Origin of the sequence: Microcoleus sp. BM001215392, assembly GCF_036700185.1 — a bacterium.
Lineage (GTDB): Bacteria > Cyanobacteriota > Cyanobacteriia > Cyanobacteriales > Microcoleaceae > Microcoleus.
In genome coordinates this window covers 3,234-7,792 of the sequence record NZ_JAUBOJ010000294.1, presented here as the reverse complement: position 1 = coordinate 7,792, position 4,559 = coordinate 3,234, and the positions used below count along the sequence as shown (strand labels likewise).

Here is a 4,559-nt window from a genome sequence, read left to right as displayed (position 1 = left end):
CCTATATCTCTCGTACTCAGCCGAAATTTGTCGCAGAAACCCGGTTTCTCGCCACGCAATGAGAGAAATTCGATCGCTTACTTACAACAAACGAAACTCGATCTAGCACCGAATATTATTTCTCAGACTTAGTTTCCTGGGTTTGCGATTGAATCACTGCACTCCAATCATCATCATTATTAACAACAGCTTCCAGATGCTTGTGTCCTTCCCCATCACTTTTAGCTGCTGTTTCCAACTCTTTGCTAAGACTAGAATCTGCCATGGCTTTGCGCAATTTTAGCTTCTTTTCCTCATAAGCTTGTTGCTCTGCGGCCGACATTGCCGATCGCGCTGCTTGACCCACCGTACTCGCCCACATCTCGCTCTGGGCGCCGTTTCCAGGCGGAATAATCCCGAGTTCTGCAATCCAAGCATCCCGCAAACTTTCCATTTCTTCCCGCTTCGGGAATTTAAAAGTTTGCACCCGCACAAAAGCACAATTTTCTGCGCCGTTTTGGGCAATGTGACCGTTGATTGAAAGCAGAATATTTCGCGAATAACCTACATATTGAGTATTGCCAGAACAGTCCGTGACAGCGTAAACTCCGGCAACTTTCGCATTACTTGCTAGAGCGCGCCAGGTATCGATGGACATTACTTGCGTACCGTCATTTTCTAATTCAGAGATCGCAGTAGCTGCGCTGTGTTCTGAGTCGGAACTGTATAAAAAATTGTGCAGTCCTTCATGGGCGACAGGTACGTTTTGATGTTCAATTGCTACGTCTCGATCGCCCTTCGCTTGATTAGCTTCCATAAAACTCAATTCCTCAAAAACGGGTAATTTTACCAATTAAATCTTTGATTATAAGCTGTTCTATCTATAAATTGTATGTCAAGAAATCATCAAAATCTTGTGGGGCGATGCTCAGAGCATCACCCCAAATATGCAACTTAAATGCGTAACAGCTTATAAATGTGGTTTCTAACTTGCTGCAATTTGTTGCAATTCATCGTCAGTCAATTTAACTTCGATCGCCTTTACAGAGTCCTCAATACTCGATAATTTTGTCGCCCCGGGAATCGGAACGACACAGGGCGATTTTGCCATCAACCAAGCTAACACTATACAGTAAACTGAAACGTTTTTTTCGGCAGCTAAGGAGGCGATCGCGGGCATATCTTGCAAGCTAGTGGCCCGACGGCTTCCCCCCAAAGGACTCCAGGGGAAAAATGTCAGTTTTTCGGCTTCGCAATATTCTAGTACGCCGTCGGATTCCGGCTGTCTGTGCCAAGGATTGTACTGATTCTGTACCGAGACAACTTCTACTGTATCGCGGGCCCGTTTGATCTGCTCTACAGAAAAGTTGGAAACTCCGATAAATCGAATCATTCCTGCTTCTACTGCTTCTTTTGCGGGCGCTAGCGCTGCTTCGATTGTATAGGCTGGATCGGGCGAGTGGTACTGCCAAAGGTCGATCGGCTGATTGCCTCCGAAAGCTTCAAAACTTTCGCGAATTGCCTGACGCAAATGGTGAGGATTACCGTTGCGCGTCCACGCACCTTGAGGCCGCATTAAACCGCCTTTCGTGGCCACAGTAACGGCCCGAATATCTCCCGTGTACTCTTGCAAAGCTTTCGCAATCAGGTGCTCGTTGTGGTGTTTGTCGGATTCATCTTGGCAGTATGAATCTGCGGTGTCAATCAGAGTAACGCCCAAATCGAGGGCGTGGTGAATTACCGCAATTGCTTGCGATTCCGGCGGCCTGCCCTTTAACGACATCGGCATACCACCCAGACCGATCGCGCTGATATTAAAATTACTGTTGCCCAGTTTTTTTCTTTTCATTCGTTGGCCCTCGTTTGTGTAGTTGATTGAGAGTTTAGATTTCAAGGATATCTTGAAATTTTACAGTTTTTTTTAGAATATAACTAGATAGAGGTAAAAATATTTTCTCCGTCGGCTGTACTGTATTCAAGCTGTATATTTTCATGGACTATTCCCGACTAATCAAACCTGCTCTAGTATTTTTCCTTCAAACATCACAGACAATCTCTAGCCGCGCAGCAGTTTACCTACTTACTTAACTGGAGGCGCTGGTGTAAAAGCGGAGTGCAAATTGCCAGAAATAACGGGAAAAAAATAACAACCCGATCGCCAAAATACCAGCCCCTGCTATCCAAACAATATCACCTCTGCCCAACATGGCTTCGGCCGGCACAGTCGTCAAGAAAGCAACGGGAACTACAAAAGTGAAGAAAAATCGATAAGCTGCGGGATAAGCTGCCATCGGAAATCTACCAGCTTCTAACAATCCTCTCAGAACTTCGGTAACATTGTAAATCTTGACAAACCAAATGCTAGTTGCACCTAAAATAAACCAGATACTGTAAAGAGTAATAGTTCCAAATAACAGCGGGATTGCTGTTAAAAAATAGTTGCCTATTCCCACTCCCAACTTATTAGCAGCATATAGCAGCAATCCGGCGCCAAAGATTAAATCCGGGACTCCCCAAGGAGAAACTGTGTTTGCAGATAGCCAGAATTGGGAACTGATCGGCTTGAGGAGGACAAAATCGAGAGTACCTTGCTGGACTCGATCGACAATACGGCTGAGGTTCGGCGCCAGAAAGGTTGAGGAAAACCCCTGCAAAACCGTAAAAATGCCGAGTACCACTAAAGCTTGTTCCCACGAATAGCCCGAAAACTTGTAGCCTGTACCGTAGAACAGCGACAGCCCAAACAAGCTACCCGCAAGGTTTCCCAGGCTACTCAAGGTCGCGAGCACAAAATTGATGCGGTATTCGAGCTCGGCTGCGATCGCCGCACCCCAGAACAATTTCAGTACCTGCAAATATCGTGCCATGTTTGTCGCCATTTTTTGCTGTTGAAATACTTAAATTCCCTCCTATTGTAAAGCTTGTGTGAAGGTTCATACTTTACAGTCCGCTTATTTTGCTATAATTTTAAGTTATTCACACAAACTACTTAAGTGATATTACAGGGACAATTATTAACCTGTGTAACTAGATTTCAAATAAACCAGGATAATTTTAGGCTTTAACTCAATCTCAAGCCTCTATATGATTGCAAATTATTAAGCTCTGCTCCTCTTTTAACAGGAATTATGGTCTGATTCATTAGTAATTCTAATATGTTACAACCCTTAATATTATAAAAATTCAAAAAACCTCTAGCCATACCCAAAAGCAACCATTAGGATGGTGCATACGTACTCGAAAAGAATACGTAATTAAACAGATGTCAGCAATACGTAATCATACGTAAAAAATAGAGTTCGATAAATTGACTTAATCAACCACACATAAGGTAAGTAAGACATGGATGCTTTAACATTATCCAGGCTAGGCGTCAAGCACACCAAGAGTGCAGTAGCCGAATCGCTGCGGATCAATACTGGGCTAGACATGACCAGCCCAGTTACTTTTTACGGAATTGTCAACGAGCGCTGCAATGTAAAATGTCGTCAGTGCGAGTATTGGCGCCTCAAAGAATATAAAGACGAAATGACCATCGAAGATTGGCAAAATGCCCTCTTGAGCGTCAAAGAATTTGTCGGCGAATTTTCCATCAACTTTAGCGGCGGCGAACCTTATATAAAGAAAGGTTTTCTAGACTTGCTGACATTTGCCAACAAAAATGGCATCCACGCCGGTGTCACCACAAACGGCTATTGCATGACGAAGGAAAATGCAGCAAAAACTGTAGCGGCGCGTCCTTTTAATGTGAATATGTCTGTAGACGGGCCTAACGCAGAATTGCACGATTATTTGCGCGGTCAACCCGGATTGTTTGACAGACTTTCCAAAGGAATCGGTTATCTGCGGGAAGAACAAGAAAAACAAAACGTCCTGTTTCCAATCAACGTCAAACCAACTATCAATCGGCTCAACTTCCGCCACCTAGAAGAAATTGTTACCTGGGCGAAGGGAATTGGAGCCACGACAGTCAACTTCCAACCAGTGAACCGCTGGACACCAGAAACTTATTCGGAATTGTGGGTAGAAGAAGAAGACAGGGAAGAATTTTCACAGGTAATTGAGCGCTTAATTGAGATGAAGAAAAACGGCGCGCCAATTATGAACAGTGATGAAGTATTGCGTTTGATGGTTCCTCACTTCCAGGAAGAAAAAGCTCCTGATTCAACTCGGCCTTGTCGCGTTGGACTGCGTAATTACTGGATTGATACACGTGGCGATGTAAAATTGTGCGATGAATATCCGGTAATTGGCAATGTGAAAGAAGCCAGCGCTCGCGAGATTTGGTATGGCGAAAAAGCTCAGGAAGTTCGCCGGGATACTTTGAATTGCGGCAAGCTTTGTCTGATTACTTGTGTCTCGCAAAAAACGATTTTGGACAAGGTGAAAATGGGAATGAAGTTATTAAAGAATTGAGGTTTGGGTAGTGCTAATATTGCTTGTGTTCATGAGTGCCGGGTTTTGGTAAAAACCCGGTTTTTTGTTTGATGAATTATGTTTTTGTAGTGCGATCGCATTTCATTCATTGGGTGGCGAGAAACCGGGTTTCTATGACAATTTTCGGTTGAGTACGAGAAATA

4 protein-coding genes are annotated in these 4,559 nt (G+C 44.0%); 1 reads left to right on the top strand and 3 read right to left on the bottom strand.

Features of this window, described 5'->3' with window-relative positions; all coding sequences use genetic code 11:
• Positions 1–115: 115 nt before the first annotated feature.
• From QT974_RS25030 to QT974_RS25020, 3 genes are all read right to left on the bottom strand, one after another.
• Positions 116–796: a GIY-YIG nuclease family protein gene (locus QT974_RS25030; protein WP_333471111.1), complete on the bottom strand. Its 681-nt coding sequence runs from the start codon at positions 794–796 to the stop codon at positions 116–118.
• Between the two features lie 168 nt (positions 797–964).
• The gene (locus QT974_RS25025; protein WP_333471110.1) at positions 965–1,828 is read right to left on the bottom strand and encodes an aldo/keto reductase; all 864 of its coding nucleotides are present in this window, start codon (positions 1,826–1,828) and stop codon (positions 965–967) included.
• Positions 1,829–2,063: 235 nt separating this feature from the next.
• On the bottom strand, positions 2,064–2,846 hold the full coding sequence (locus tag QT974_RS25020) for an ABC transporter permease (protein WP_333471109.1): 783 nt from the start codon (positions 2,844–2,846) through the stop codon (positions 2,064–2,066).
• A 475-nt stretch (positions 2,847–3,321) separates the two neighbouring features.
• Between QT974_RS25020 and QT974_RS25015 the strand changes: the two genes are divergently transcribed.
• Positions 3,322–4,395, top strand: coding sequence for a radical SAM protein (locus QT974_RS25015; RefSeq protein WP_333471108.1), 1,074 nt, complete (start codon positions 3,322–3,324; stop codon positions 4,393–4,395).
• The last annotated feature ends 164 nt before the right edge of the window (positions 4,396–4,559 follow it).